Origin of the sequence: Pseudomonas cichorii (assembly GCF_019719005.1) — a bacterium.
Classification (GTDB): domain Bacteria; phylum Pseudomonadota; class Gammaproteobacteria; order Pseudomonadales; family Pseudomonadaceae; genus Aquipseudomonas; species Aquipseudomonas cichorii_E.
The window spans coordinates 50,277-71,778 of sequence record NZ_JAIGPJ010000031.1; the positions used below are offsets into that span (position 1 = coordinate 50,277).

Genomic DNA, 21,502 nt, shown 5'->3' on the forward strand with positions numbered 1-21,502 from the left:
AGCTCAGTCTATTCGTGCTTCTTCAATTGTGCTCGTGCGCGGTATTGCCATGGCATCCCAGTGTGCGATACCCCAGTCGAGTACTTCCCTTGCGCTGGCGCAGGACAGTTCGGGTGTCGTGGGCTGACCGAGGGCTCGCAGTGCCCTGAGCAATAAAGGCGTCGCCTGATCGGCTGGCAATGGGGGAGAGCGATAGGATTTGCCGAGTTTGTGGCCGTCCGGCTGGGTAATCAGCGGCACATGCAGGTAACGCGGCTGTGGCAGCCCGAGCAGTTCCTGGAGATAGAGCTGGCGAGGCGTCGAGTCCAGCAGGTCTGCGCCGCGCACGATATCGGTCACGCCCTGCCAGGCGTCATCAATCACTACCGCCAGTTGATAGGCATACAGGCCGTCGCGCCGCTGAATGACAAAATCCCCGGAGTCGCGCCCCAGGTGCTGTTGAAAGGCGCCCTGTACCCGGTCGATGAAGCGGTATTCCAGTTCTGGCACACGAATGCGTATCGCGGCGTCTTCGGTCCCGTGCCCGGCATTGCGGCAAAAGCCGGGGTAGATGCCTTGAAAACCTTCCAGTTGTTTGCGCGAACAGGTGCAGGCGTAGGCCAGGCCATGACTGAACCAGCGATTCAGGACTTCGGCATAGGCATCGTGACGCTGGCTCTGGCGCACGACTTCGCCGTCCCATTCAAAGCCATAACGCTCAAGGGTTTCCAGAATCGCAGCCTGCGCCCCGGCAACCTCCCGAGGCGGGTCCAGGTCCTCCATGCGCATCAGCCATTTGCCACCCGCGGCGCGGGCGTCGAGGTAGGACGCGAGCGCTGCGACCAGCGAGCCGAAGTGCAGGTAACCACTGGGGGTTGGCGCAAAGCGTCCGATATAGGCCGGGTTTTTCATGGTTGCATCCAAACCATAGCGCGGGTGGGAGCGAATTCATTCGCGAAAAACACTACTCATGAAACCAAAAAAGACGCCGAAGCGTCTTTTTGTTCAAGGCAGTCAGCAGATCACTTGCCGACCTGTTTTTCCTTGATTTCTGCCAGTGTCTTGCAGTCGATGCAAAGATCGGCAGTCGGGCGTGCTTCAAGACGGCGAAGGCCGATTTCCACACCGCAGGACTCACACCAGCCGTACTCTTCGTCCAGGATCAGTTGCAGCGTCTTGTCGATCTTCTTGATCAGCTTGCGCTCACGATCGCGGGCACGAAGTTCCAGGCTGAATTCTTCTTCCTGGCTGGCTCGGTCTGCCGGGTCAGGGAAATTTGCAGCTTCGTCCTTCATGTGGTCTACCGTGCGGTCGACCTCTTGCATCAGATCCTGTTTCCACTTGTTCAGGATCTTGGTGAAATGCGCGCGCATCGGCTCGCCCATGTACTCTTCACCCTTTTTTTCCACGTAGGGTTCAAAGCCACTGATTAGATGATTCTGTTGCTTTTCTGGGGTGGGCATTTAGGGACCGCCTCTCACTCTTCTAATCTATTGCGCAGGATTGTTCCATCACCGACCCCTGTCGGCCCTGCAACTGCAAGCGGGCGAACTTACCAGATCAAATCGTGGTGCGCTACTCCCGGTTGTCGAGCATCGTCTCGCTTGTTCCCCGAACGGGACGCCTGTCATGCAAGCTCGCTGTCATCAAGGCGTGTAGCGGCTGTCCCCGTCTTTTTATTTTCTATTCAACAAGTACTGACGTTTCATGATTTAAAGTAGTGCATTGCAAACGGTTGGTTAGAATCCCGCCGAATGTTCATGACCGTTATGTTTCTGATTCGTGTTTCATTTAAGGAAGAAAAATGGCCCAGCCTTACAGTGAGCGTAGTCGCGCCATCGAACCTTTTCATGTCATGGCGCTGTTGGCGCGGGCCAATGAATTACAGGCGGCGGGCCACGATGTCATTCACCTGGAAATCGGCGAGCCCGATTTCACCACGGCAGAGCCCATCGTTGCGGCCGGGCAGGCGGCGCTGGCGGCCGGCAAGACCCGCTACACCGCTGCCCGTGGCCTGCCGGAATTGCGCCAGGCCATCGCCGGTTTCTATGCCCGGCGTTATGGGCTGGATATCGACCCGGAGCGAATTCTTGTCACGCCCGGTGGTTCAGGAGCGCTGCTGCTGGCCAGCAGTCTGCTGGTGGATCCCGGCAAGCACTGGCTGCTGGCCGATCCGGGTTACCCGTGCAACCGGCACTTTCTGCGTCTGGTGGAAGGTGCTGCGCAACTGGTACCGGTCGGGCCGAAGGAGCGTTATCAACTGACACCTGAACTGGTTGCGCAGCACTGGAATCAGGACAGCGTCGGTGCTCTGGTCGCCTCTCCGGCCAACCCAACAGGCACGCTTCTGCATGTGGATGAGCTGGCCGCGTTGTCCCGCACGCTCAAGGCACGCAACGGCCATCTGGTGGTGGATGAGATCTATCACGGCCTGACCTACGGCGTTGACGCGAGCAGCGTGCTGGAGGTCGATAACGACGCGTTCGTCCTTAATAGTTTTTCAAAATATTTCGGGATGACGGGTTGGCGTCTGGGCTGGCTGGTGGCGCCTCCCGAGGCGGTTGCCGATCTGGAGAAGCTGGCGCAGAACCTCTATATCAGCGCCCCGAGCATGGCTCAATATGCAGCGCTGGCCTGTTTCGAGCCGCAGACCATCGAGATTTTCGAGCAGCGCCGCGCCGAGTTCGGACGCCGCCGCGATTTCCTTTTGCCTGCCTTGCGCGAGCTGGGTTTTGGTATCGCCGTGGAGCCTGAAGGGGCTTTCTATCTGTATGCCGATATCAGCGCCTTTGGTGGCGATGCCTTTGATTTCTGCCGGCACTTCCTCGAGACCGAACACATTGCGTTCACTCCGGGTCTGGATTTCGGGCGTTATCAGGCGGGGCATCATGTGCGCTTTGCTTACACCCAAAGCCTGCCAAGGCTTGAAGAGGCGGTGGAGCGGATTGCTCGTGGCTTGCGGAGCTGGAAAGGCTGATGCGTTTTTCTCCTGAACTTGAGCAGGGTCGTCTGCTGATTCGCTACAAACGCTTCCTGGCCGACATCGAAACCGATAGCGGCGAGCTGCTGACCATTCACTGTCCCAATACCGGTTCGATGTTCAATTGCATGCTGCCGGGCGGGCGCGTCTGGTTCAGTCGCTCCAATGATCCCAAGCGCAAGCTGCCGGGGACCTGGGAAATCAGCGAAACACCTCAGGGACGTTTTGCCTGCATCAATACCGGACGAGCCAATACCCTGGTCGAGGAAGCATTGCGCGCCGGGGTCATCAGCGAGCTCAACGGCTTTATGGCGCTCAAGCGCGAAGTGGCTTACGGGCAGGAAAAAAGCCGGGTGGATTTTCGCCTCGAATACCCCGAAGGCTATGCCTATGTAGAGGTCAAGAGCGTCACGCTGGGCTTCGATGAGTCGGCTGTTGCGGCGTTTCCCGATGCGGTTACCCAGCGTGGTGCCCGGCATTTGCGTGAGCTGGCGGCTCTGGCTCGCGAGGGTGTGCGTGCCGTCTTGCTGTATTGCGTAAACCTCACCGGTATTGATGCTGTGCGTCCGGCAGAAGAAATCGACCCGGCCTATGCCGCTGCCTTGCGCGAAGCGGTAGCAGCGGGTGTCGAGGTACTGGCCTATGGGGTGCAACTGACGCCTGAAGAGATTCGCATCGACAGGCGTCTGCAGGTTCAGGGCCTTATCTGACTATTCGTTATCGTCAGGCAGCATGACCCAGATGCCTTCGGCGTCTTCCCGGCAGGGGATTGCAGTCAGCGATTGTCCTTCGCAAGGCCCCGCAACACATTCTCCATTCTCGACCAGAAACAGTGCGCCATGGCTGGCGCACTGGATCAGGCTCGCGCTGTCATCCAGAAACCGGTCCGGCTCCCATTCCAGCGCAATGCCGCGATGGGGGCAGCGATTCTTGTAGACGAACACCTGACCATGGCGACGTACTGCCAGCAGTTTCAGCCCTTCGGTTTCAAACCCGCGACTTTCTGCCTCGGGAAGGTCGGCAGCGGCACATAGACGTTTCATGAAGCGTGCTCACCGGCTTGACGTTTAAATGAAAACAATTATCAAATGACTCCGATTCTCGAATTGACGACGGCAAGAGAGCAATGAGGCCTGCCTCTTAATGCAATCTTAATCCGTCGATCCTGCATGTTCGCGGACAATTTCGCCCCTTGTTGCGAGCGCCTCCCAAGGAGTGCTTGCCACGTTGAAACGTTTTGCCCATCACCGGTGCTCATTAAAACTGCCAGGGTCCGGGCTTCTTGAAAGGAAATCTTCATGCGATTTTTCAATAGCAGCGTATGTGCGGCTCTGGTCGGAATTGCCTTCAGTCATATGGCGCAAGCTGCACAACCTGCCAGCGCCGAAGCCCCGCAACGCTGGGTCAGTGCTGGTGGTGCATTGAGTGAGTGGATCGTTGCGTTGGGCGGCCAGTCCAGGCTGGTGGGTGTCGATACCACCAGCCAATACCCGGAAGCGCTCAGGTCGTTGCCGAGCATCGGTTATCAGCGCCAATTGTCATCCGAAGGCATTCTCAGCCTGCGTCCGGACGTGCTGGTCGGGACCGAGGAGATGGGGCCTCCACCTGTGCTGGAACAATTGCGTGCGGCCAAGGTACAGGTTGAAGTGCTCCCGGCAGGGGCGGACATGGCAACCCTGAAAAGCAACCTGCAACGCCTTGGGGTGCTGTTGGGTGCTCCGCAGCAGGCCGCTCGCCTGATCGAACGTTACCAACAGCAACTGGATAACCAGCAGCAGTGGATCGTCCAGGCGCAGAAAGGTGCTGAGGCTCCAGGTGTCCTGCTGTTGGTGGGCCATGGCGGCGGCAAGCCCATGGTTGCCGGCAAGGGGACGGCTGGCGACTGGTTGATTCAACAGGCGGGCGGTCGCAATCTGGCGACCCATAACGGGTACAAGGTGTTTTCGGTCGAGGCCATGGCCGGGCTGGCTCCACAGGTACTGATCGTGGCCGATCGCGCCCTGCGTGGTGATGCTGCTCGCAAGGCGCTGTTCAGGGAAAACCCTGCATTGTCCGCCACGCCTGCGGCGCGTGATGACCGGGTGTTCGATCTGGACCCGGCGCTGCTGGTGGGTGGTCTGGGCCCACGTCTGCCCGACAATCTGCAACAGTTGTCTCAGGCGCTTTACCCTGCGGCCAAGCCTTTGAGCGCTGCCGTTCGCTCTGAACCATGAAAGCCCTGATATCAGCGCGTGCTCTGTTTATCGGGCTGACAGTCCTGTGCATCGCTGCATTCTGGCTGTCGCTGGCCCTCGGGCCGGTGAGTCTGCCGTTGGCCGATACCTTGCGTGCGGCTTTGCGGCTGCTGGGGATGCCGGTGGCGGGGGAGAATCTTGAGCAAGCTGAACTGATCCTCGGCCAGATTCGTGTGCCGCGCACTTTGCTGGGCCTGGCGGTTGGCGCGGTGCTGGCGTTGTCCGGGGTGGCGATGCAGGGGCTGTTCCGCAATCCGCTGGCCGATCCGGGGTTGGTCGGGGTTTCCAGTGGTGCTGCGCTGGGGGCGGCACTGGCGATTGTGGGCGGTGCCTTGTGGGGAAATGTCCCGCAGGTTATCGCGCCTTATCTGTTGTCGATCTGTGCGGTGGTCGGTGGGCTGGTGGTGACCAGCATGGTGTACCGGCTAGGCCGGCGAGATGGCCAGACCAGCGTTGCTACCATGCTGCTGGCCGGTATTGCGCTGACGGCGTTGTCGGCATCGATCATCGGTCTGCTGACCTATCTGGCGGATGACGCCACGCTACGTACGCTCACTTTCTGGAACATGGGCAGCCTCAATGGCGCTACTTATGCCCGTTTATGGCCGCTGCTGCTGGTGTGCGTGGCGATTATCTTCTGGCTGCCTCGTCGGGCCAAAGCCCTGAATGCCTTGCTGTTGGGGGAGTCCGAGGCGCGTCATCTGGGCATCAATGTTGAAGCCCTCAAGCGTGAGCTGGTTTTTTGCACGGCGCTGGGTGTCGGAGCGGCGGTGGCGGCTGCCGGGCTGATCGGTTTCATCGGTCTTGTGGTGCCGCATCTGGTGCGTTTGCTGGTGGGGCCGGATCACCGGGTTCTTTTACCTGCCTCGGCGTTGGCGGGTGCCAGCCTGTTGCTTTTTGCCGACATTTTTGCCCGTCTGGTGCTGGCGCCTGCGGAGTTGCCTATCGGCATCGTCACGGCATTGCTGGGCGCGCCATTCTTCCTGTATCTGCTGGTGAGAGGGCGTCACTGATGTTACGAGCCGAAAATCTGCACATTCATAGGGGCACGCAAAGTGTTCTGGCGGATATCGATCTGCAATTGCTACCCGCAGAAGTGCTGGGAGTGCTCGGTCCCAATGGGGCCGGCAAAAGTACGCTGCTGGCAGCCCTGTGCGCAGAACTCGAACCTTCTCAAGGAGACGTCTGGTTGCAGCAGCGGCTGCTCTCGCAGTGGCCGGGTGCCGAGCGGGCACGAAACCTGGCGGTGCTGCCGCAAAGCTCTACCCTGAGTTTCGCGTTTCGTGTCGATGAAGTCGTTTCCATGGGACGCTTGCCTCATGAAACCGGCCGTGAAGTCGATGAACAGGTGGTGCGTGAAGCGCTTCAGGCTGCCGATGCCCTGCACCTTGCCGAACGCAGTTACATGACTCTGTCGGGCGGTGAGCGTCAGCGAGTGCATCTGGCACGGGTGCTGGCGCAACTCTGGCCCGGAACAGGCAATTGCACGCTTCTGCTTGATGAGCCGACGTCCATGCTCGATCCCTTGCATCAGCACACCACGTTGCAGGCGGTGCGAGATTTTGCCAATCGCGGCGCGGCCGTGATGGTCATCCTGCATGACCTGAACCTGGCGGCTCGTTACTGTGATCGACTATTGTTGCTCGACAAGGGAAGAGTCTATTCGCTGGATCGTCCCGAGGTTGTCTTGCAGCCGGATGCGCTCAAGGCCGTGTTTGGCCTGGAAGTATTGGTGCAGAGCCATCCCGAGAGGGGACATCCGCTGATCATTGCGCGTTGAAAGGGCAAGTCCACCAAGCGTCTTTTTCTGGCTGTGGTCTTGATATGCCTCAATACTTGCCAAATATCACTTCATTTGCCAAATTTACTCTCCCGGCAAGGCCCGGGTGAGCATGGGCATTTGGACTTACGCATGATTCGTGACAACAAGAGTGGCCAGGCGCTGAGCGCGCAACAACTGGCCGAGCGTCTGGCAGTTGCTTCGCGTGTTCTGGTTGGCGAGCAGCACGACAACCCCGATCACCATGCATTGGAGTTATGGCTTATGCAGGTGCTGGCTGCCCGTCGTCCGCAAGGCAGTCTGTTACTGGAGATGCTGAACCCCGATCAGCAGGCCAGGGTCACTGCGGTTCAGTCTGATCTGGCCCAGGAGAAATACCCGTCCGATTTGCCAGTAGCGCTGAATTGGCAAAAGGCCTGGGACTGGTCGTTGTATGGCCCGCTGATGCGCTATCTGCTGGCTCAGCCTTATCCTGTTATGTCCGCCAATCTCGATACCCATGAAATCATAACGACTTACCGGCAGGCCCCCGAATCAAGTGGTTCTCTTTCTGCGGCTCCGGCCGTGCGTGAGCGGCTGCTGGCGCTGATTCGTGATAGCCATGACGTGTTGCCTGAGGATCGGTTGCCTGCGCTGCTGGCGGTTCAGCAACAGCGCGACCGGCGAATGGCGCAAAGCCTGTTGGCCGCTCCCTTGCCAAGTGTGCTGTTTGCCGATGCCTGGCACGTGCGCAAGGATGTGGGAGTGCCTTTGCATCTGGCTGACCTTGGCGTCACCGAGCCTGCGGTAGTGCTGCTCATGGCCCGGATGGGTGAAGAGGTCGAGCCGCAGAGTGCCGATTACGTCTGGTATACGGCAGCCACTCCCGAAAAGGATTCTGGCGCTCAACTTCGTCAGTCTTTACCCGAGGCCTGATACCACGGGCTCGGTTTTTTCTCTTCTTTGTGTAGTCCTTTTCTCTGGCTAAGGTGTGCTCATGTCAGGCAAGGGCCGCTCCTATATTGTCCTGCTCATGTTTTTCGGAGCGGGATGCCATGCAGGAAATGACAGCAGATGATGAGCGACTGGCTCTCCAGGCGTTGAGCCTGCTTGATCTGTTCGCCTTTAGCAGTGATGACACCGAGCAGCGGATTGTCGCCCTGTGTCAACGCGCTGTGACGCCTTTGGGGTCGATAGCGGCGGTGTCTGTGTCGCCACGTTTCGTGTGTCTGGCACGCACGACTCTTGATCGTCTGCAGGCGCCGGGTATCCGGGTGGTGGCGTTGGCTAACTTCCCCTATGGCGGCCCATGCATCGAGTCTGTGGTGGCCGAGGTGCGTGCAGCGGTGATGTCTGGTGCTGACGAGGTGGATGTGGTCTATCCGTTTCGTGCTCTTTTGTCCGGCGATCAGCAGACCGGCATGGATATGATCACGGCCTGCAAGGCAGCGTGCGGCAGTCGCGTCGCGTTGACGGTCACCCTCGAAACCGGTGATTTGCGTGATCCTCAGATCATCCTGCATGCCTGCCGCAGTGCCATTCTGTGTGGTGCCGACTTTCTCAAGACCAGCACCGGTCGAGGGCTGGCCAGCACCACGCCGCAAGCGGTGCGCATCGTGCTGGAGTCCATTGCCGAGGTGGGCGGGCAGGTGGGTTTCAAGGTCGCCGGAGGAATCCGTACTTTTGCCGATGCAAGGGGCTTCATGGACATGGCGCGCTCCCGTTTCGGGCCGCACTGGATCAATGTCGACAGGGTGCGCCTTGGGTCTTCGACGCTGCTGGACGATTTGCTGGTGCGCCTGGGCGTACTGGAGCCGGACCTCAAAAAAACCTGAACGACAGGCAAAAAAAGACCCGGCAAAAAGCCGGGTCAAAAACCGTGATTAGCCTGATGAGGAGATAATCCTGAAAGTCCGAACCAAGGTCTTTCAGGTTATCGGCCAGTCTCGCGACCGGTTGTGATAATCATAACGATTCTCATTTCTAAGTCAACAGTTCTTTTTTCGCACATGAATTTACCCGTTGAATCCGGGTAGGAGCGAATTCATTCGCGAAGAGGGGATGGAGAAAAACATCAAAAAATCAACGCAACACAAAGCCCGCATGCATTGCGCACGCAGGCTTGATACAGGTGTTGCCTAGCGGGTGTGGTAGCGCATGCGGGTCCCGAAGGTCACCGACATGCGGATCTCGTCCGCCGATAGCTCTGGCGGGAAGAACGCTCCAGAGATTTGTGCATGCGCGATGCTTGCGCCTTCCATCGGGGTATGGCGCAAGTCCAGGCCGCGAAGGTCGGCAGAGCGGAAGTAGGCGTCGGTAAAGTCGATGCCCCTCGCATCAAGAGCACGCAAGTCCAGGCCACGGAAATCCCCACCGACCATATCGATCGTGCCTGTTTTGGGCTTCTCCTGATTGAAGCCTTCGACATCATCTCTACGCAACAGCATGTAAAGCGGCGAATCGAGCTGCTTGGGCTGGCTCATGGGTGCCTCTGTGGTTCGTTGGAATTATGACGCCATTATATCGCCATCATTGTCGAGCCGTGAAGCACTAGCTGCCCAACGGCTCGACGTTCATTTCACACTCCTGGCAAGCGCTGGCGAAGGTTCTCGACCAGTTCTTCCAGGTCACTGCTTTTGCTGGTTTCAACGTGCTTGCTGCGCAGGATTTCGTCCGCCTCAAGTGGCTCGCGACTGGCCTGCTGAGCCTCGATCACCTCCAGAGTTGCGTCCGAAGGGTCGCTGCCCTGTTCCTGGCGTTGCTTGAGCCAGCCGGCAATGACGGCCTGAGGCGCTTCGCAATCCAGGATCAGAAAAGGCACACCTGTTGTTTCGGCAGCTTTGGCCGCAGCATTACGTTGCTCGCGTTTGAGATAAGTGGCATCGATGACCACCGAGAAGCCAGCACGCAGAATGATTTCTGCCAGAGCATGCAGTCGGTCATAGGTTGCCTTGCTGGTTTCGGCACCATAAAGCTCGGCGCTCTCTGCGAACAAGCGCTTGCGCTCGACATCCGAACGCAGGCGTATGGCGCCCAGCGATTCCACCAGACGCATTGCCACATGGCTTTTGCCTACGGCAGAGACGCCATGGGTAATGGCCAGGAAACTGGATGGAATGGCGCTGTAGCTTTCGGCCAGGTTGGCGTAGTTGCGATATTTGCTCAGTGTGGCGGCACGCTGGGTCTCGTCGGCGTCGGCAGGCTGGCTGAACAGCGCGACCTTGGCACGCACCAGGGCGCGATAGGCTTTATAGAAGTTGAGCAGTTCCAGGCCCGCATAGTCGCCGGTCTGTTCCAGGTACTGGCTGATGAGGCGACGCGACAGGGATTTCAGGCCGCGGTCTTCAAGGTCCATGGCCAGGAAACCGATGTCGGCGTAGACGTCGGTCATGCGGAATGGCTCGTTGAATTCGATGCAGTCGAAGATCACGACTTTACCGTCGATGACCGTGGCATTGCCCAGGTGAATGTCGCCATGGCATTCGCGGATGAAACCGTCTGCCTTGCGCTGGGCAAGCAGAGGCTTGAGGCGCTCGAAGCTGGATTCGGCCCAGGCTTGCAGGGAATCAACTTGCAACAAATCGGCTTTTTCGCTGAGGAACGGGCGAATCTGCTCGAAGTTCTGCAGGACCGGCGCCATGACGCTGTCAGGAGAACCCAGCTCGTTCTCGGTAGTGACTGTTGGCACGCTGAGGTGGGCATCGGCAATCTGCCTGGCCAGCTCGTCGATGTGCCCGACCGTCAGTTCGCCTTTGGCTTGCAGGGAACTGAGCAAGCCCTCTTGCGAGAATTGGCGCATCTTGAGGGCGTACTCGATGACTTCACCACTGCCGCCCAGTTGCGGCGCTTCTACGGAGCCGGTGACCGGAATGACTTCCAGATAGAGCCCTTCGGTCAGGCGCTGGTTCAGACGCAGCTCTTCATTGCAGAAGTGTTCACGGGCGGCAAGTGTGGTGAAATCCAGAAAGCCGAAATTGACCGGTTTCTTGAATTTGTAGGCATAGCTGCCTGTTAGCAGGACCCATGAAATGTGCGTCTCGATAACCCGGAAGTTCTCCACTGGATGGGGAAAAAGGGCGGGATTCTGCAGGGCTGCAATCAGTGACTGGCTCACGGACGATCCTTCAAGAGTTGATTCAGAATGTAAGTGCTCATGGCGGCCATTATGGCCGCTCGGCGCGAGGCTGCAAACCGCTGGCGCAGGTGTCTGTCGGTCGTTGGCAAAGTGCGTATAATCCGCGGCCATGACTCGATCTCGCACTTCTCGTACTTCCAAAAAACCAGCTCCCCGTGGCCTTCCCAAGTGGTTGGGCTGGGTGCTGAAGCTCAGTATCGTCGGTTTTGTGGCGCTGGCTTGCGTTGCCGTTTACCTGGACGCGGTGGTCCAGGAGAAGTTTTCCGGCAAGCGCTGGACCATTCCGGCCAAGGTCTACGCCCGGCCTCTGGAATTGTTCGTCGGCCAGAAACTGAGCCGCGATGACTTTCTCATCGAGCTCGACGCGCTGGGCTATCGTCGCGAAAGCGTAGCCAATGGCCCGGGCGCGGCTGCAGTCAACGGCAATACAGTCGACCTCAATACCCGTGGCTTCCAGTTCTATGAAGGCACCGATCCTGCCCAGCAGGTTCGTGTGCGTTTTTCCGGCGACTATGTTGCGGACCTGACCTCTGGCAGCAGCGGTGCAAAACTGGCGGTAGCCCGTCTCGAACCGCTGATGATCGGCGGCCTGTATCCGAAAAATCTGGAAGACCGGATCCTGATCAAGCTCGATCAGGCACCGCCGTATCTGCTCGATGCCCTGGTGACAGTCGAAGACCGTGACTTCTATAGCCATCTTGGGGTTTCACCCAAATCCATTGCCCGTGCCATCTGGGTCAATACCTCGCAAGGGCAGATGCGTCAGGGCGGCAGTACGCTGACCCAGCAGTTGGTCAAGAACTTCTACCTGACCAACGAGCGCAGCCTCACGCGCAAACTCACCGAAGCCATGATGTCGGTGTTGCTGGAGCTGCATTACAGCAAGCAGGAAATTCTCGAGGCTTACCTCAATGAGGTGTTCGTTGGCCAGGACGGTCAGCGTGCGGTGCATGGTTTCGGTCTGGCCAGTCAGTACTTCTTCAGCCAGCCATTGTCGGAGCTGAAGATTCATCAGGTGGCGTTGCTGGTCGGTCTGGTCAAGGGGCCTTCCTATTACAATCCGCGTCGCAATCCCGAGCGTGCTCTTGAACGTCGTAATCTGGTTCTCGACTTGTTGGAGCAACAGGGTGTTGCTACTGCGCAAGTCGTCGAGGCGGCCAAGAAGATGCCTCTGGGTGTGACCAAGACCGGCAGTCTTGCGGACAGTTCGTTCCCGGCATTCCTTGATCTGGTCAAGCGTCAGTTGCGTGAAGACTATCGCGACGAAGACTTGACCGAAGAAGGGCTGCGAATCTTCACCAGTTTCGATCCGATCCTTCAGATGAAGTCCCAGGCGGCCATGGACGACACGTTCAAGCGACTGGCCGGGCGCAAAGGGGCGGACGAAGTGGAGGCGGCCATGGTCGTGACCAATCCCGAGACTGGCGAGGTGCAAGCCTTGCTGGGCAGTCGTCAGGCCGGATTCGCCGGGTTCAACCGTGCCATCGATGCCGTGCGTCCTATCGGCTCGCTGGTCAAGCCGGCGATCTATCTCACCGCGCTTGAGCGCCCGAGCCAGTACACCCTGACCAGTTGGGTGGCCGACGAGCCGTTTCAGGTCAAGGGTGCGGATGGCCAGGTCTGGAAACCACAGAACTATGATCGCAAGGCCCACGGGAATATTTTCCTGTATCAGGGGCTGGCGCATTCCTACAACCTCTCGACAGCCAAGCTGGGCCTTGAACTGGGCGTGCCCAATGTATTCAAGACCCTGGCCAAGCTGGGCGTGACACGCGAATGGCCAGCGTATCCTTCGATGCTGCTGGGGGCTGGCGGCTTGAGTCCGATGGAAATCGCCACCATGTACCAGACGATTGCCAGCGGCGGCTTCAATACCCCGATGCGTGGTATTCGAAGCGTCTTGACTGCCGAGGGTGAACCGCTCAAGCGTTATCCGTTCCAGATCGAGCAGCGTTTCGATCCGGGCGCCATTTATCTGGTGCAGAACGCAATGCAGCGGGTGATGCGCGAAGGGACCGCCAAGTCGGTCTACAGCGTCTTGCCATCGACCTTGAATCTGGCGGGCAAGACCGGCACCAGTAACGATTCGCGCGACAGCTGGTTTGCAGGTTTCAGTCAGGATCTGCTGGCAGTGGTGTGGATGGGCCGTGACGATAACGGCAAGACGCCGTTCACCGGTGCCAGTGGCGCCTTGCAGGTCTGGACCAGTTTCATGCGCAAGGCCGACCCGCTGCCGCTGGACATGGCAATGCCGGATAATGTGGTCCAGGCCTGGGTCAATGCCCAGACCGGTCAGGGGTCGGATGCCAATTGCCCGAATGCCGTACAGATGCCGTATATTCGCGGCAGTGAACCTCAGCCCGGTGCCTCCTGTAGCGGTAGCCCGGCACCCGCCGCTGAAGTGCTGGACTGGGTCAAGGGTTGGTTGAATTAAGCAATGAGGGTGTGACGTGAATAAATGGTTGATTCCGGCTGTAACGACCCTGGCGTTGCTCAGTGGTTGTTCCAGTGTGCAGCGTGGCTCGATCCCGGTCGTGGATTCGGGCTCCAAGGTTTCTAACAGCGAGCGTGTTTCGGCTTCGCGCAATACAGCTTATCGAGCCAATACTGCCCAGGCTCCGCAGACCCAGGCCGTGCCGCAGGATTCCGGTGTGGTCGTGATGGTTCCGGGCAGTGGTGGTGCCGCAGGTGCCGGCCAGAGCTTCTCTGCGCCTTCATCCCAGTCCTCGTTCACCATCGACACGCCTCCGGTTGCTCAGCAGCCAGTCAATTCGGCTCCGGTGAGCAACTACAGCATGCCGGCTGCGTCGGCACCGACCGGTATTCCGTCCGGTTCGTCCGGCCTGTCGGCTGACGAGCAACTGGATGGCCCGGTACTGGCTCTGTTGACCACGGCTCAGCAGCAGCAAGGCAGCGGTGACCTCAATGGGGCGTCGTCGAGCCTTGAGCGTGCCCAGCGAGTGGCACCGCGCGAGCCTCAAGTGCTTTATCGTCTGGCTCAGGTGCGTCTGGCCCAGGGTGATCCAGCCCAGGCAGAACAACTGGCCCGTCGCGCCCTGACCTATGCCAATGGTCGTGCAAGCCTGCAGGCGAGCCTCTGGGAACTGATTGCCCAGTCTCGTGAAAAGCAGGGTGATGCGGCTGGCGCAGCGCTGGCGCGTCAAAAAGCCCGGGTCAATCTCTGATGGATCAGCGTCTGCCTGAAGTGGCTGAGCAACTGTTGCTGATCGAGCGTGAGTTGAGGGTCCTGGGCTGGTGGAGTGATACGCCGCCCAGCGAGGAAGCGCTTTCCAGCACCGAGCCGTTCAGCGTCGATACCCTGGAGTTCGAGCAGTGGCTGCAATGGATTTTCCTGCCGAGGATGAAAATCATCCTGGAGCGGGATCTTCCATTGCCCAACTCGTCGGGGATTCTGGAAATGGCCGAGATGGTCTACGCCAGTCGTCAGAGTGAAGCACGCAAACTGCAGGAGCTTCTGGCGCAGTTCGACCAGCTGATCAGCCAGTCTTAACGGCAGTATTCGGCAATCGTCCTTTGCGTTTCTGCAACACGCGCCTTGCGTTCATCATCCGTGAGGCGCTTTGTTCCCCCCTCGGTCTGCTCACGCACTCGCGGATTGTTCTGCAGTTGCGCAAGGTTGGTGCGCAAGACTTCGCAATTGTCGGCCATTCTGGCTTCCTGAGCCCTCACCTGTTTCTTGACCTTGGCATCGATATCCTGCTGTTGAGGATCCGGCTCGCTGGCCGTTGATGCGGCAGGGGCGGGTGGTGGGTTTTGCACATTGATTTCTTCTACCTGCTGCCCGGCAGGCGGTTGCGCATCGAAATGCGTGACCCCTTGTGCATCGACCCATTTGTAGATTGGTGCCGCCTGGCTGGTTGTACTTACCGCCATCGAGAGTGCAGCCGCGAGGATCATCCAGCGCATGGTACTTCCTTGAAAATTCTGTGCGTCGCAAAGCTACCATATACAGCGCTCTGGAGTCCGGGTCTGTCCCCCTTATGAGCCGCTGCCTGGAAGAAAGCTCACGGATTACTTGACTTGCGGGGGGCGAATCACAACAATTCAAAGTTCGCTGTAGAAGGACTGCCAGAAGCAGACCGTCTCGGTAGATCATGAGGCGCACACCCGCGCCGACCTGTAACACCCGCAACGCGTTACCTCGCGCTGGGTGGGAATGTTCCGCAACACTCAGGGACATCCCAATACTTGCTCAGTCAGTGCTGACGTAGTCGGCGACCACCGTCGCTCATGCTCTGCTTGGCAGTAAAACCTAATAAGACCCGTTCCGCAGTGAACGGTATTCTGGCGTTTTAGAGGTGAACAACGTGGAGCTTTTATCTGGCGCTGAAATGGTCGTCCGCTTTTTGCGTGACGAAGGCGTTAAGTACATTTACGGGTACCCGGGTGGCGCCCTTCTGCATGTCTACGACGCGCTGTTCAAAGAACCGGCTGTAAACCATATTCTTGTTCGTCACGAACAGGCCGCCACTCACATGGCTGATGGTTATGCGCGCGCCACCGGCAAGGCCGGCGTGGTTCTGGTGACATCCGGTCCGGGTGCAACCAACGCCATCACCGGTATTGCCACTGCCTACATGGACTCTATTCCAATGGTGGTGCTGTCCGGTCAGGTTGCCAGCACCCTGGTGGGTACCGATGCGTTCCAGGAGACCGACATGATCGGTATCTCCCGTCCGATCGTGAAACACAGCTTCATGATCAAGCATCCTTCGGAAATCCCGGAAGTCCTGAAGAAGGCTTTCTATCTGGCGCAGTCCGGCCGTCCAGGTCCTGTCGTCGTCGATATTCCGAAAGACATGACCAACCCGGCCGAGAAATACGAATACGTATTCCCGAAAAAAGCCAAGCTGCGTTCCTACAGCCCGGCTGTCCGCGGTCACTCGGGCCAGATCCGCAAGGCCGTCGAAATGCTGCTGGCTGCCAAGCGTCCGATCATCTACGCCGGTGGTGGCGTGGTGATGGGCAACGGCTCCGAGCCGCTGACCGAACTGGCTAAACAGCTCAACGCTCCGGTCACCAATACCCTGATGGGGCTTGGCTGCTATCCGGGCACCGACCGTCAGTTCGTCGGCATGCTGGGTATGCACGGCAGTTATACCGCCAACCTGGCCATGCACCACACCGATGTGATTCTGGCTGTGGGCGCACGCTTCGATGATCGCGTCATCAACGGTGCAAGCAAATTCAGCCCGAACGCCAAGATCATCCACATCGATATCGACCCGGCTTCGATCTCCAAGACCATCAAGGCCGACGTGCCTATCGTGGGTCCTGTAGAGAGCGTGCTGACCGAAATGGTCGCGACCCTCAAGGATATCGGCGAGACCCCGAACAAGGAGTCCGTTGCAGCCTGGTGGAAGCAGATCGATGAGTGGCGTGCCGGTGGCGACCTGTTCCCGTACAACCGTGGCGATGGCAGTGTCATCAAACCGCAGACGGTCATCGAAACCCTGTGCGAAGTGACCAAGGGCGAAGCCTACGTTTCTTCCGACGTGGGTCAGCACCAGATGTTCGCGGCTCAGTACTACCGCTTCAACAAGCCTAATCGCTGGATCAACTCCGGTGGCCTGGGCACCATGGGCTTCGGTTTCCCGGCAGCCATGGGCGTCAAGATGAGCTTCCCGGATGCCGATGTCGCCTGTGTGACCGGCGAAGGCAGTATCCAGATGAACATTCAGGAACTGTCGACCTGCCTGCAGTACGGTCTGCCGGTGAAGATCATCCTGCTCAACAACGGCGTGCTTGGCATGGTCCGTCAGTGGCAGGACATGAGCTACGGCGCTCGTCACTCCCATTCCTACATGGAGTCGCTGCCTGACTTCGTGAAGCTGGTCGAAGCCTACGGTCATGTCGGCATTCGGGTCACTGATCTGAAAGATTTGAAGCCGAAAATGGAAGAGGCCTTTGCCATGAAGGATCGCCTGGTATTCATCGACATTCAGGTCGATGTAACCGAGCACGTCTATCCGATGCAGATCAAGGACGGCTCCATGCGCGATATGTGGTTGAGCAAGACGGAGCGTACATAATCATGCGGCACATCATTTCCCTATTGCTGGAAAACGAACCGGGTGCGTTGTCTCGTGTCGTCGGGCTCTTCTCGCAGCGTAACTACAACATCGAAAGCCTGACTGTGGCGCCAACCGAAGACCCGACCCTGTCGCGTCTGACGCTGACCACAGTGGGGCACGATGAAGTGATCGAGCAGATCACCAAGAACCTCAACAAGCTGGTCGAAGTGGTCAAGCTGGTCGATCTGTCCGAGAGCGCTCACATCGAGCGTGAACTGATGCTGGTCAAGGTCAAGGCTACTGGCGCTCAGCGTGCCGAGATCAAGCGCACCACGGATATTTTCCGTGGGCAGATCGTGGACGTGACTGCCAGCGTCTACACCGTACAGTTGAGTGGCACAAGCGACAAACTGGACAGCTTCATTCAGGCCATCGGCACTGCCGCTATCCTGGAAACAGTACGCAGTGGCGTGACGGGTATTGCCCGTGGCGACAAAGTGCTGAGCATTTAATTAACTCAATTAGCAAATGGCCTGAAGGCCTAGATAGATAACAGGGGAATTCCATGAAAGTTTTTTACGACAAAGACTGTGACCTTTCGATCATCCAGGGCAAAAAAGTCGCCATCATCGGTTACGGCTCCCAGGGCCACGCTCAAGCGTGCAACCTGAAAGACTCCGGTGTTGACGTCACTGTTGGCCTGCGCAAAGGTTCGGCTACTGTCGCCAAAGCTGAAGCTCATGGCCTGAAAGTGACTGACGTTGCTTCCGCCGTTGCTGCTGCCGACCTGGTCATGATCCTGACCCCGGACGAATTCCAGGCTCAGCTGTACAAGAACGAAGTCGAGCCTAACCTGAAGAAGGGCGCAACCCTGGCTTTCTCCCACGGCTTCGCGATTCACTACAACCAGGTCGTGCCACGCGCTGACTTGGACGTGATCATGATCGCGCCAAAAGCTCCAGGCCACACCGTTCGTACCGAGTTCGTCAAAGGTGGTGGTATCCCTGACCTGATCGCTGTTTACCAAGATGCTTCGGGCAACGCCAAGAACGTTGCACTGTCCTACGCTTCGGGCGTTGGTGGTGGCCGTACCGGCATCATCGAAACCACGTTCAAGGACGAAACCGAAACCGACCTGTTCGGCGAGCAAGCCGTTCTGTGCGGCGGTACCGTTGAGCTGGTCAAGGCTGGCTTCGAAACGCTGGTAGAAGCTGGCTACGCGCCAGAAATGGCTTACTTCGAGTGCCTGCACGAACTGAAGCTGATCGTTGACCTCATGTACGAAGGCGGTATCGCCAACATGAACTACTCGATCTCCAACAACGCCGAATACGGCGAGTACGTGACTGGTCCTGAAGTCATCAACGCTGAATCCCGTCAGGCCATGCGCAACGCTCTGAAGCGCATCCAGGATGGTGAATACGCGAAGATGTTCATCAACGAAGGTGCTACCGGCTACCCATCGATGACCGCCAAGCGTCGTAACAACGCTGCGCACGGTATCGAAGTCATCGGCGAAAAACTGCGCTCCATGATGCCTTGGATCGCGGCGAACAAAATCGTCGACAAGAACAAGAACTAAGTTCTTCTGTTCTCAAAGGACGCGGCCAATTGGCCGCGTTTTTTCGTTATGAGGCCAGTGTCTGGTATAAAGCTGCATCGTTTGCTGGCGAATGTTCGTCGCAGACACCTGTCGAACCTTTTCAAACCGCTGCAAGGTAATGTCCATGAGCGAACGTCCTGAAGAGCCGAACAAGGCCTCTGACGCCGAAAGTCTGCTACCTATCGATGAACATGTTGAGGAAGGCCACGACGCCGAAGGGCGCAAGGTCCGTCATCGCGGGATTTATCTCCTGCCTAACCTGTTCACCACTGCAAACCTGTTTGCAGGTTTCTACTCCATCATCAGTTCCATGAGTGCCCAGAGTGCCTTGAGCGCGGGTGATTCGGCCGCTGCGAGCAAGTACTTCGCTTTTGCCGCTATCGCTATCTTTATCGCGATGGTGCTCGATGGTCTGGACGGTCGTGTGGCACGTATGACCAATACTCAGAGCGCCTTTGGTGCCGAGTACGACTCGTTATCCGACATGGTCGCCTTTGGTGTTGCGCCGGCATTGCTGGCATTCGGCTGGGCGCTGGGGGATATGGGTAAGGTCGGCTGGATGGTCGCCTTCATCTATGTCGCCGGCGCAGCATTGCGACTGGCTCGCTTCAATACCCAGGTGGGCAAGGCTGACAAACGCTACTTCATCGGTCTTGCCAGCCCGGCTGCGGCAGGTGTGGTTGCCGGTACGGTCTGGGCTTTCAGCGACTTCGGAATCCAGGGCTCGAAACTGTCTTTCCTGGTGGCCTTGCTGGTCGCCGCGGCAGGCATGTTGATGGTCAGTAATATCAAGTACAACAGCTTCAAGGAGCTGGACCTGAGAGGTCGCGTGCCGTTTGTTGCGATCCTGGTGGTCGTATTGGTATTCGCTGTCGTGTTCAGTGATCCGCCGCGCATTTTGCTGCTGATTTTCCTCGGTTATGCGCTATCCGGGCCTGTTCAATACCTGTTACATCTTCGTCGCCACAAGTCCGCCGACTGATCGGATATCCCTCATACTTCGTAGACTGTAGGTGCATAAGCTCACCAGGTTTACGGAGTTGCCATGCTGATCAAGATACCTTCGACGTACGACTCCAAAGAGGCGGACGTTACCCCTGAAAAAATCAATCTCTCTCGTCGTACATTGCTTGCCACTTCTCTTGCCGGTCTGGCGGTTTCGGCAATGCCGCGTCTGGCGAGTGCGCAAGATCCATCGCGTTATGCAGATGCCGAGCCCGGGAAAGCACCTGCCTGGTTTACGGAAAAACTGCCAGGCACCCAATGGCAGGCCGTCAACGTCAAGGATGAGGCGATCACGCCCTTCAAGGATGCGACCCACTACAACAACTTCTATGAGTTCGGGACTGATAAAGGTGATCCGGCTCGTAATGCCGGTTCATTGACGACCGAGCCGTGGAGTGTGGTCATTGATGGCGAGGTGGCCAAGCCGGGTCGCTATGCCCTTGAAGACTTCATGAAACCCTACCAGCTGGAAGAGCGGATCTACCGGCTTCGCTGTGTAGAGGCCTGGTCGATGGTGATTCCCTGGATCGGTTTCCCGATCTCGGCATTGCTCAAGCAGGTGGAGCCCACCTCCAAGGCTAAATACATCCGCTTTGAAACGCTGCAGGACCCTAAATCCATGCCGGGGCAACGCTCCGATTTTGCCCTGATTGACTGGCCTTATGTAGAAGGGCTGCGACTCGATGAGGCCATGAATCCGCTCGCCATCCTTGCGGTCGGCATGTATGGGCGGGAATTACCTAACCAGAACGGTGCGCCGCTGCGACTGGTCGTTCCGTGGAAGTACGGTTTCAAAAGCGTGAAATCCATCGTGCGGATCAGCCTCGTCGCCGAGCAACCGAAAACCACCTGGCAAAGCATTGCGGCCAATGAATATGGCTTCTACGCCAACGTGAACCCTACGGTTGATCACCCGCGCTGGACTCAGGCCCGCGAGCGCCGCTTGCCGAGCGGGTTGTTCAGTCCCAACCTTCGCCAGACCGAGATGTTCAACGGCTATGCCGATGAGGTCGCTTCCTTATATGCCGGCATGGATCTGAGGAAGGACTATTGATGCGATATCCGTTCTGGCGTGTTGGCGTTTTTCTGGCTGCCTGCGTTGCTCCGGTCCTCTGGTTCTATCAGGCCTGGATATTTGCGTTGGGGCCTGATCCTGGAAAGGTTCTGGTTGAACGGCTGGGGTTGGGGGCGCTGATCCTGCTACTGATTACCCTGGCGCTGACGCCCTTGCAGCGAATGACAGGTTGGGCAGGCTGGATCGCAGTTCGCAGGCAGGTGGGGTTGTGGTGTTTTGCCTATGTGGTCCTGCACATGACGATGTATGCGCTGTTTATCCTCGGGCTGGACTGGGGGCAGTTGGGCGTCGAGCTGGTCAAGCGGCCCTACATCATTGTCGGCAGCCTTGGCTTTCTCGGGTTGCTGGCGCTGGCGGTGACATCCAATCGGTATAGCCAGCGTCGATTGGGCGCGCGCTGGAAGAAGTTGCATCGGCTGGTTTACGTGATTCTGGGGTTGGGTCTGCTACATATGCTGTGGATTGTCAGGGCTGACCTGAAGGAGTGGGCTTTATATGCAGTCATTGGTTCGGTACTGCTTATCCTGCGAATCCCAATGATTACGAGGCGAATCCCCCGGATTGCTGCCCGCAAGACAGATAGTTCCATAAAAAGCTGAAATTAAGTGTTGACGGGCGATTTAATCTCTCTATAATTCGCCCCACTTCCGGCGCAGACGGAACTGAAAAAGCCTTGTAAATCAATAGTTTGCAAGTT

The 21,502-nt window shown here is 58.0% G+C and carries 22 protein-coding genes; 16 read left to right on the forward strand and 6 right to left on the reverse strand.

What is annotated here, in order from left to right; genetic code table 11:
• Positions 1 to 3: 3 nt before the first annotated feature.
• Together gluQRS and dksA are read right to left on the reverse strand one after the other, a co-directional pair.
• Positions 4 to 891, reverse strand: coding sequence for a tRNA glutamyl-Q(34) synthetase GluQRS (gene gluQRS / locus K5D32_RS19860; RefSeq protein WP_221577738.1), 888 nt, complete (start codon positions 889 to 891; stop codon positions 4 to 6).
• A 110-nt stretch (positions 892 to 1,001) separates the two neighbouring features.
• Positions 1,002 to 1,442: an RNA polymerase-binding protein DksA gene (gene dksA / locus K5D32_RS19865; RefSeq protein WP_025258522.1), complete on the reverse strand. Its 441-nt coding sequence runs from the start codon at positions 1,440 to 1,442 to the stop codon at positions 1,002 to 1,004.
• 341 nt (positions 1,443 to 1,783) lie between these two features.
• Here dksA and K5D32_RS19870 point away from each other — a divergent pair, with 341 nt between their 5' ends.
• Both K5D32_RS19870 and sfsA read left to right on the forward strand, forming a co-directional pair.
• Positions 1,784 to 2,956, forward strand: coding sequence for a pyridoxal phosphate-dependent aminotransferase (locus K5D32_RS19870; RefSeq protein WP_221593813.1), 1,173 nt, complete (start codon positions 1,784 to 1,786; stop codon positions 2,954 to 2,956).
• Positions 2,956 to 3,669: a DNA/RNA nuclease SfsA gene (gene sfsA / locus K5D32_RS19875; protein ID WP_221593812.1), complete on the forward strand. Its 714-nt coding sequence runs from the start codon at positions 2,956 to 2,958 to the stop codon at positions 3,667 to 3,669. Before K5D32_RS19870 ends, sfsA begins: the two co-directional genes overlap by 1 nt.
• On the opposite strand, the gene K5D32_RS19880 is transcribed toward sfsA, so the two are convergent.
• Positions 3,670 to 4,002 carry a Rieske (2Fe-2S) protein gene (locus tag K5D32_RS19880; RefSeq protein WP_221577741.1) on the reverse strand — a complete coding sequence of 111 codons (333 nt, stop codon included), beginning with the start codon at positions 4,000 to 4,002 and terminating at the stop codon, positions 3,670 to 3,672. It lies immediately after the preceding gene.
• Between the two features lie 312 nt (positions 4,003 to 4,314).
• On the opposite strand from K5D32_RS19880, the gene K5D32_RS19885 reads away from it, so the two are divergent.
• The 5 genes from K5D32_RS19885 to deoC all read left to right on the forward strand — a co-directional run bounded on the left by K5D32_RS19885 (position 4,315) and on the right by deoC (position 8,787).
• Entirely contained in the window at positions 4,315 to 5,172 is an 858-nt protein-coding gene (locus K5D32_RS19885; protein WP_409372884.1) for a hemin ABC transporter substrate-binding protein, read from the forward strand.
• Between the two features lie 50 nt (positions 5,173 to 5,222).
• Positions 5,223 to 6,206, forward strand: coding sequence for an iron ABC transporter permease (locus K5D32_RS19890; protein ID WP_221601543.1), 984 nt, complete (start codon positions 5,223 to 5,225; stop codon positions 6,204 to 6,206).
• Positions 6,206 to 6,973, forward strand: a complete 768-nt coding sequence (locus K5D32_RS19895) for a heme ABC transporter ATP-binding protein (RefSeq protein WP_221601532.1) — start codon at positions 6,206 to 6,208, stop codon at positions 6,971 to 6,973. Before K5D32_RS19890 ends, K5D32_RS19895 begins: the two co-directional genes overlap by 1 nt.
• Before the next feature lie 132 nt (positions 6,974 to 7,105).
• The gene (locus K5D32_RS19900) at positions 7,106 to 7,888 is read left to right on the forward strand and encodes a ChaN family lipoprotein (RefSeq protein ID WP_221601533.1); all 783 of its coding nucleotides are present in this window, start codon (positions 7,106 to 7,108) and stop codon (positions 7,886 to 7,888) included.
• A gap of 119 nt (positions 7,889 to 8,007) precedes the next feature.
• Positions 8,008 to 8,787, forward strand: coding sequence for a deoxyribose-phosphate aldolase (deoC, locus tag K5D32_RS19905; protein WP_221593808.1), 780 nt, complete (start codon positions 8,008 to 8,010; stop codon positions 8,785 to 8,787).
• A 303-nt stretch (positions 8,788 to 9,090) separates the two neighbouring features.
• On the opposite strand, the gene K5D32_RS19910 is transcribed toward deoC, so the two are convergent.
• The gene (locus tag K5D32_RS19910; protein WP_025258532.1) at positions 9,091 to 9,435 is read right to left on the reverse strand and encodes a pentapeptide repeat-containing protein; all 345 of its coding nucleotides are present in this window, start codon (positions 9,433 to 9,435) and stop codon (positions 9,091 to 9,093) included.
• A 95-nt stretch (positions 9,436 to 9,530) separates the two neighbouring features.
• The gene (locus K5D32_RS19915; protein ID WP_221577745.1) at positions 9,531 to 11,066 is read right to left on the reverse strand and encodes a bifunctional aminoglycoside phosphotransferase/ATP-binding protein; all 1,536 of its coding nucleotides are present in this window, start codon (positions 11,064 to 11,066) and stop codon (positions 9,531 to 9,533) included.
• Between the two features lie 130 nt (positions 11,067 to 11,196).
• On the opposite strand from K5D32_RS19915, the gene mrcB reads away from it, so the two are divergent.
• Genes mrcB through K5D32_RS19930 form a run of 3 tightly spaced genes read left to right on the forward strand, consistent with a single transcriptional unit; the run spans position 11,197 to position 14,598 of the window.
• The gene (gene mrcB / locus K5D32_RS19920) at positions 11,197 to 13,521 is read left to right on the forward strand and encodes a penicillin-binding protein 1B (protein WP_221601535.1); all 2,325 of its coding nucleotides are present in this window, start codon (positions 11,197 to 11,199) and stop codon (positions 13,519 to 13,521) included.
• Between the two features lie 16 nt (positions 13,522 to 13,537).
• Entirely contained in the window at positions 13,538 to 14,272 is a 735-nt protein-coding gene (locus K5D32_RS19925) for a M48 family metallopeptidase (protein WP_221577747.1), read from the forward strand.
• Positions 14,272 to 14,598, forward strand: a complete 327-nt coding sequence (locus tag K5D32_RS19930; protein WP_200994733.1) for a YqcC family protein — start codon at positions 14,272 to 14,274, stop codon at positions 14,596 to 14,598. Before K5D32_RS19925 ends, K5D32_RS19930 begins: the two co-directional genes overlap by 1 nt.
• Here the strand turns inward: K5D32_RS19930 and K5D32_RS19935 are convergent.
• Entirely contained in the window at positions 14,595 to 15,014 is a 420-nt protein-coding gene (locus tag K5D32_RS19935) for a DUF4124 domain-containing protein (RefSeq protein WP_221601537.1), read from the reverse strand. The two genes, K5D32_RS19930 and K5D32_RS19935, sit on opposite strands and share 4 nt — an antisense overlap.
• A 401-nt stretch (positions 15,015 to 15,415) precedes the next feature.
• Between K5D32_RS19935 and K5D32_RS19940 the strand changes: the two genes are divergently transcribed.
• The 6 genes from K5D32_RS19940 to msrQ all read left to right on the forward strand — a co-directional run bounded on the left by K5D32_RS19940 (position 15,416) and on the right by msrQ (position 21,404).
• Positions 15,416 to 17,140, forward strand: a complete 1,725-nt coding sequence (locus K5D32_RS19940; RefSeq protein ID WP_025258537.1) for an acetolactate synthase 3 large subunit — start codon at positions 15,416 to 15,418, stop codon at positions 17,138 to 17,140.
• Between the two features lie 2 nt (positions 17,141 to 17,142).
• A complete protein-coding gene (gene ilvN, locus K5D32_RS19945; protein WP_025258538.1) occupies positions 17,143 to 17,634 on the forward strand; it encodes an acetolactate synthase small subunit in 492 nt (163 codons plus the stop codon).
• A 53-nt stretch (positions 17,635 to 17,687) separates the two neighbouring features.
• Positions 17,688 to 18,704: a ketol-acid reductoisomerase gene (ilvC, locus tag K5D32_RS19950; RefSeq protein ID WP_221601539.1), complete on the forward strand. Its 1,017-nt coding sequence runs from the start codon at positions 17,688 to 17,690 to the stop codon at positions 18,702 to 18,704.
• 145 nt (positions 18,705 to 18,849) lie between these two features.
• Entirely contained in the window at positions 18,850 to 19,707 is an 858-nt protein-coding gene (pssA, locus tag K5D32_RS19955; protein WP_221577748.1) for a CDP-diacylglycerol--serine O-phosphatidyltransferase, read from the forward strand.
• A 63-nt stretch (positions 19,708 to 19,770) separates the two neighbouring features.
• A complete protein-coding gene (gene msrP / locus K5D32_RS19960) occupies positions 19,771 to 20,784 on the forward strand; it encodes a protein-methionine-sulfoxide reductase catalytic subunit MsrP (protein ID WP_221601541.1) in 1,014 nt (337 codons plus the stop codon).
• A complete protein-coding gene (gene msrQ / locus K5D32_RS19965) occupies positions 20,784 to 21,404 on the forward strand; it encodes a protein-methionine-sulfoxide reductase heme-binding subunit MsrQ (RefSeq protein ID WP_221593802.1) in 621 nt (206 codons plus the stop codon). Before msrP ends, msrQ begins: the two co-directional genes overlap by 1 nt.
• Positions 21,405 to 21,502: the final 98 nt, after the last annotated feature.

Coding starts and splice junctions, on each gene's coding strand:
- K5D32_RS19885 (WP_409372884.1), top strand. CDS start 4,315: ATGGCGCAAGCTGCACAACCTGCCAGCGCCGAAGCCCCGCAACGCTGG.
- K5D32_RS19935 (WP_221601537.1), bottom strand. CDS start 15,014: ATGCGCTGGATGATCCTCGCGGCTGCACTCTCGATGGCGGTAAGTACA.
- K5D32_RS19900 (WP_221601533.1), top strand. CDS start 7,106: ATGATTCGTGACAACAAGAGTGGCCAGGCGCTGAGCGCGCAACAACTG.
- K5D32_RS19910 (WP_025258532.1), bottom strand. CDS start 9,435: ATGAGCCAGCCCAAGCAGCTCGATTCGCCGCTTTACATGCTGTTGCGT.
- mrcB (WP_221601535.1), top strand. CDS start 11,197: ATGACTCGATCTCGCACTTCTCGTACTTCCAAAAAACCAGCTCCCCGT.
- K5D32_RS19870 (WP_221593813.1), top strand. CDS start 1,784: ATGGCCCAGCCTTACAGTGAGCGTAGTCGCGCCATCGAACCTTTTCAT.
- K5D32_RS19895 (WP_221601532.1), top strand. CDS start 6,206: ATGTTACGAGCCGAAAATCTGCACATTCATAGGGGCACGCAAAGTGTT.
- sfsA (WP_221593812.1), top strand. CDS start 2,956: ATGCGTTTTTCTCCTGAACTTGAGCAGGGTCGTCTGCTGATTCGCTAC.
- pssA (WP_221577748.1), top strand. CDS start 18,850: ATGAGCGAACGTCCTGAAGAGCCGAACAAGGCCTCTGACGCCGAAAGT.
- ilvC (WP_221601539.1), top strand. CDS start 17,688: ATGAAAGTTTTTTACGACAAAGACTGTGACCTTTCGATCATCCAGGGC.
- dksA (WP_025258522.1), bottom strand. CDS start 1,442: ATGCCCACCCCAGAAAAGCAACAGAATCATCTAATCAGTGGCTTTGAA.
- deoC (WP_221593808.1), top strand. CDS start 8,008: ATGCAGGAAATGACAGCAGATGATGAGCGACTGGCTCTCCAGGCGTTG.
- msrQ (WP_221593802.1), top strand. CDS start 20,784: ATGCGATATCCGTTCTGGCGTGTTGGCGTTTTTCTGGCTGCCTGCGTT.
- gluQRS (WP_221577738.1), bottom strand. CDS start 891: ATGAAAAACCCGGCCTATATCGGACGCTTTGCGCCAACCCCCAGTGGT.
- msrP (WP_221601541.1), top strand. CDS start 19,771: ATGCTGATCAAGATACCTTCGACGTACGACTCCAAAGAGGCGGACGTT.
- ilvN (WP_025258538.1), top strand. CDS start 17,143: ATGCGGCACATCATTTCCCTATTGCTGGAAAACGAACCGGGTGCGTTG.
- K5D32_RS19930 (WP_200994733.1), top strand. CDS start 14,272: ATGGATCAGCGTCTGCCTGAAGTGGCTGAGCAACTGTTGCTGATCGAG.
- K5D32_RS19880 (WP_221577741.1), bottom strand. CDS start 4,002: ATGAAACGTCTATGTGCCGCTGCCGACCTTCCCGAGGCAGAAAGTCGC.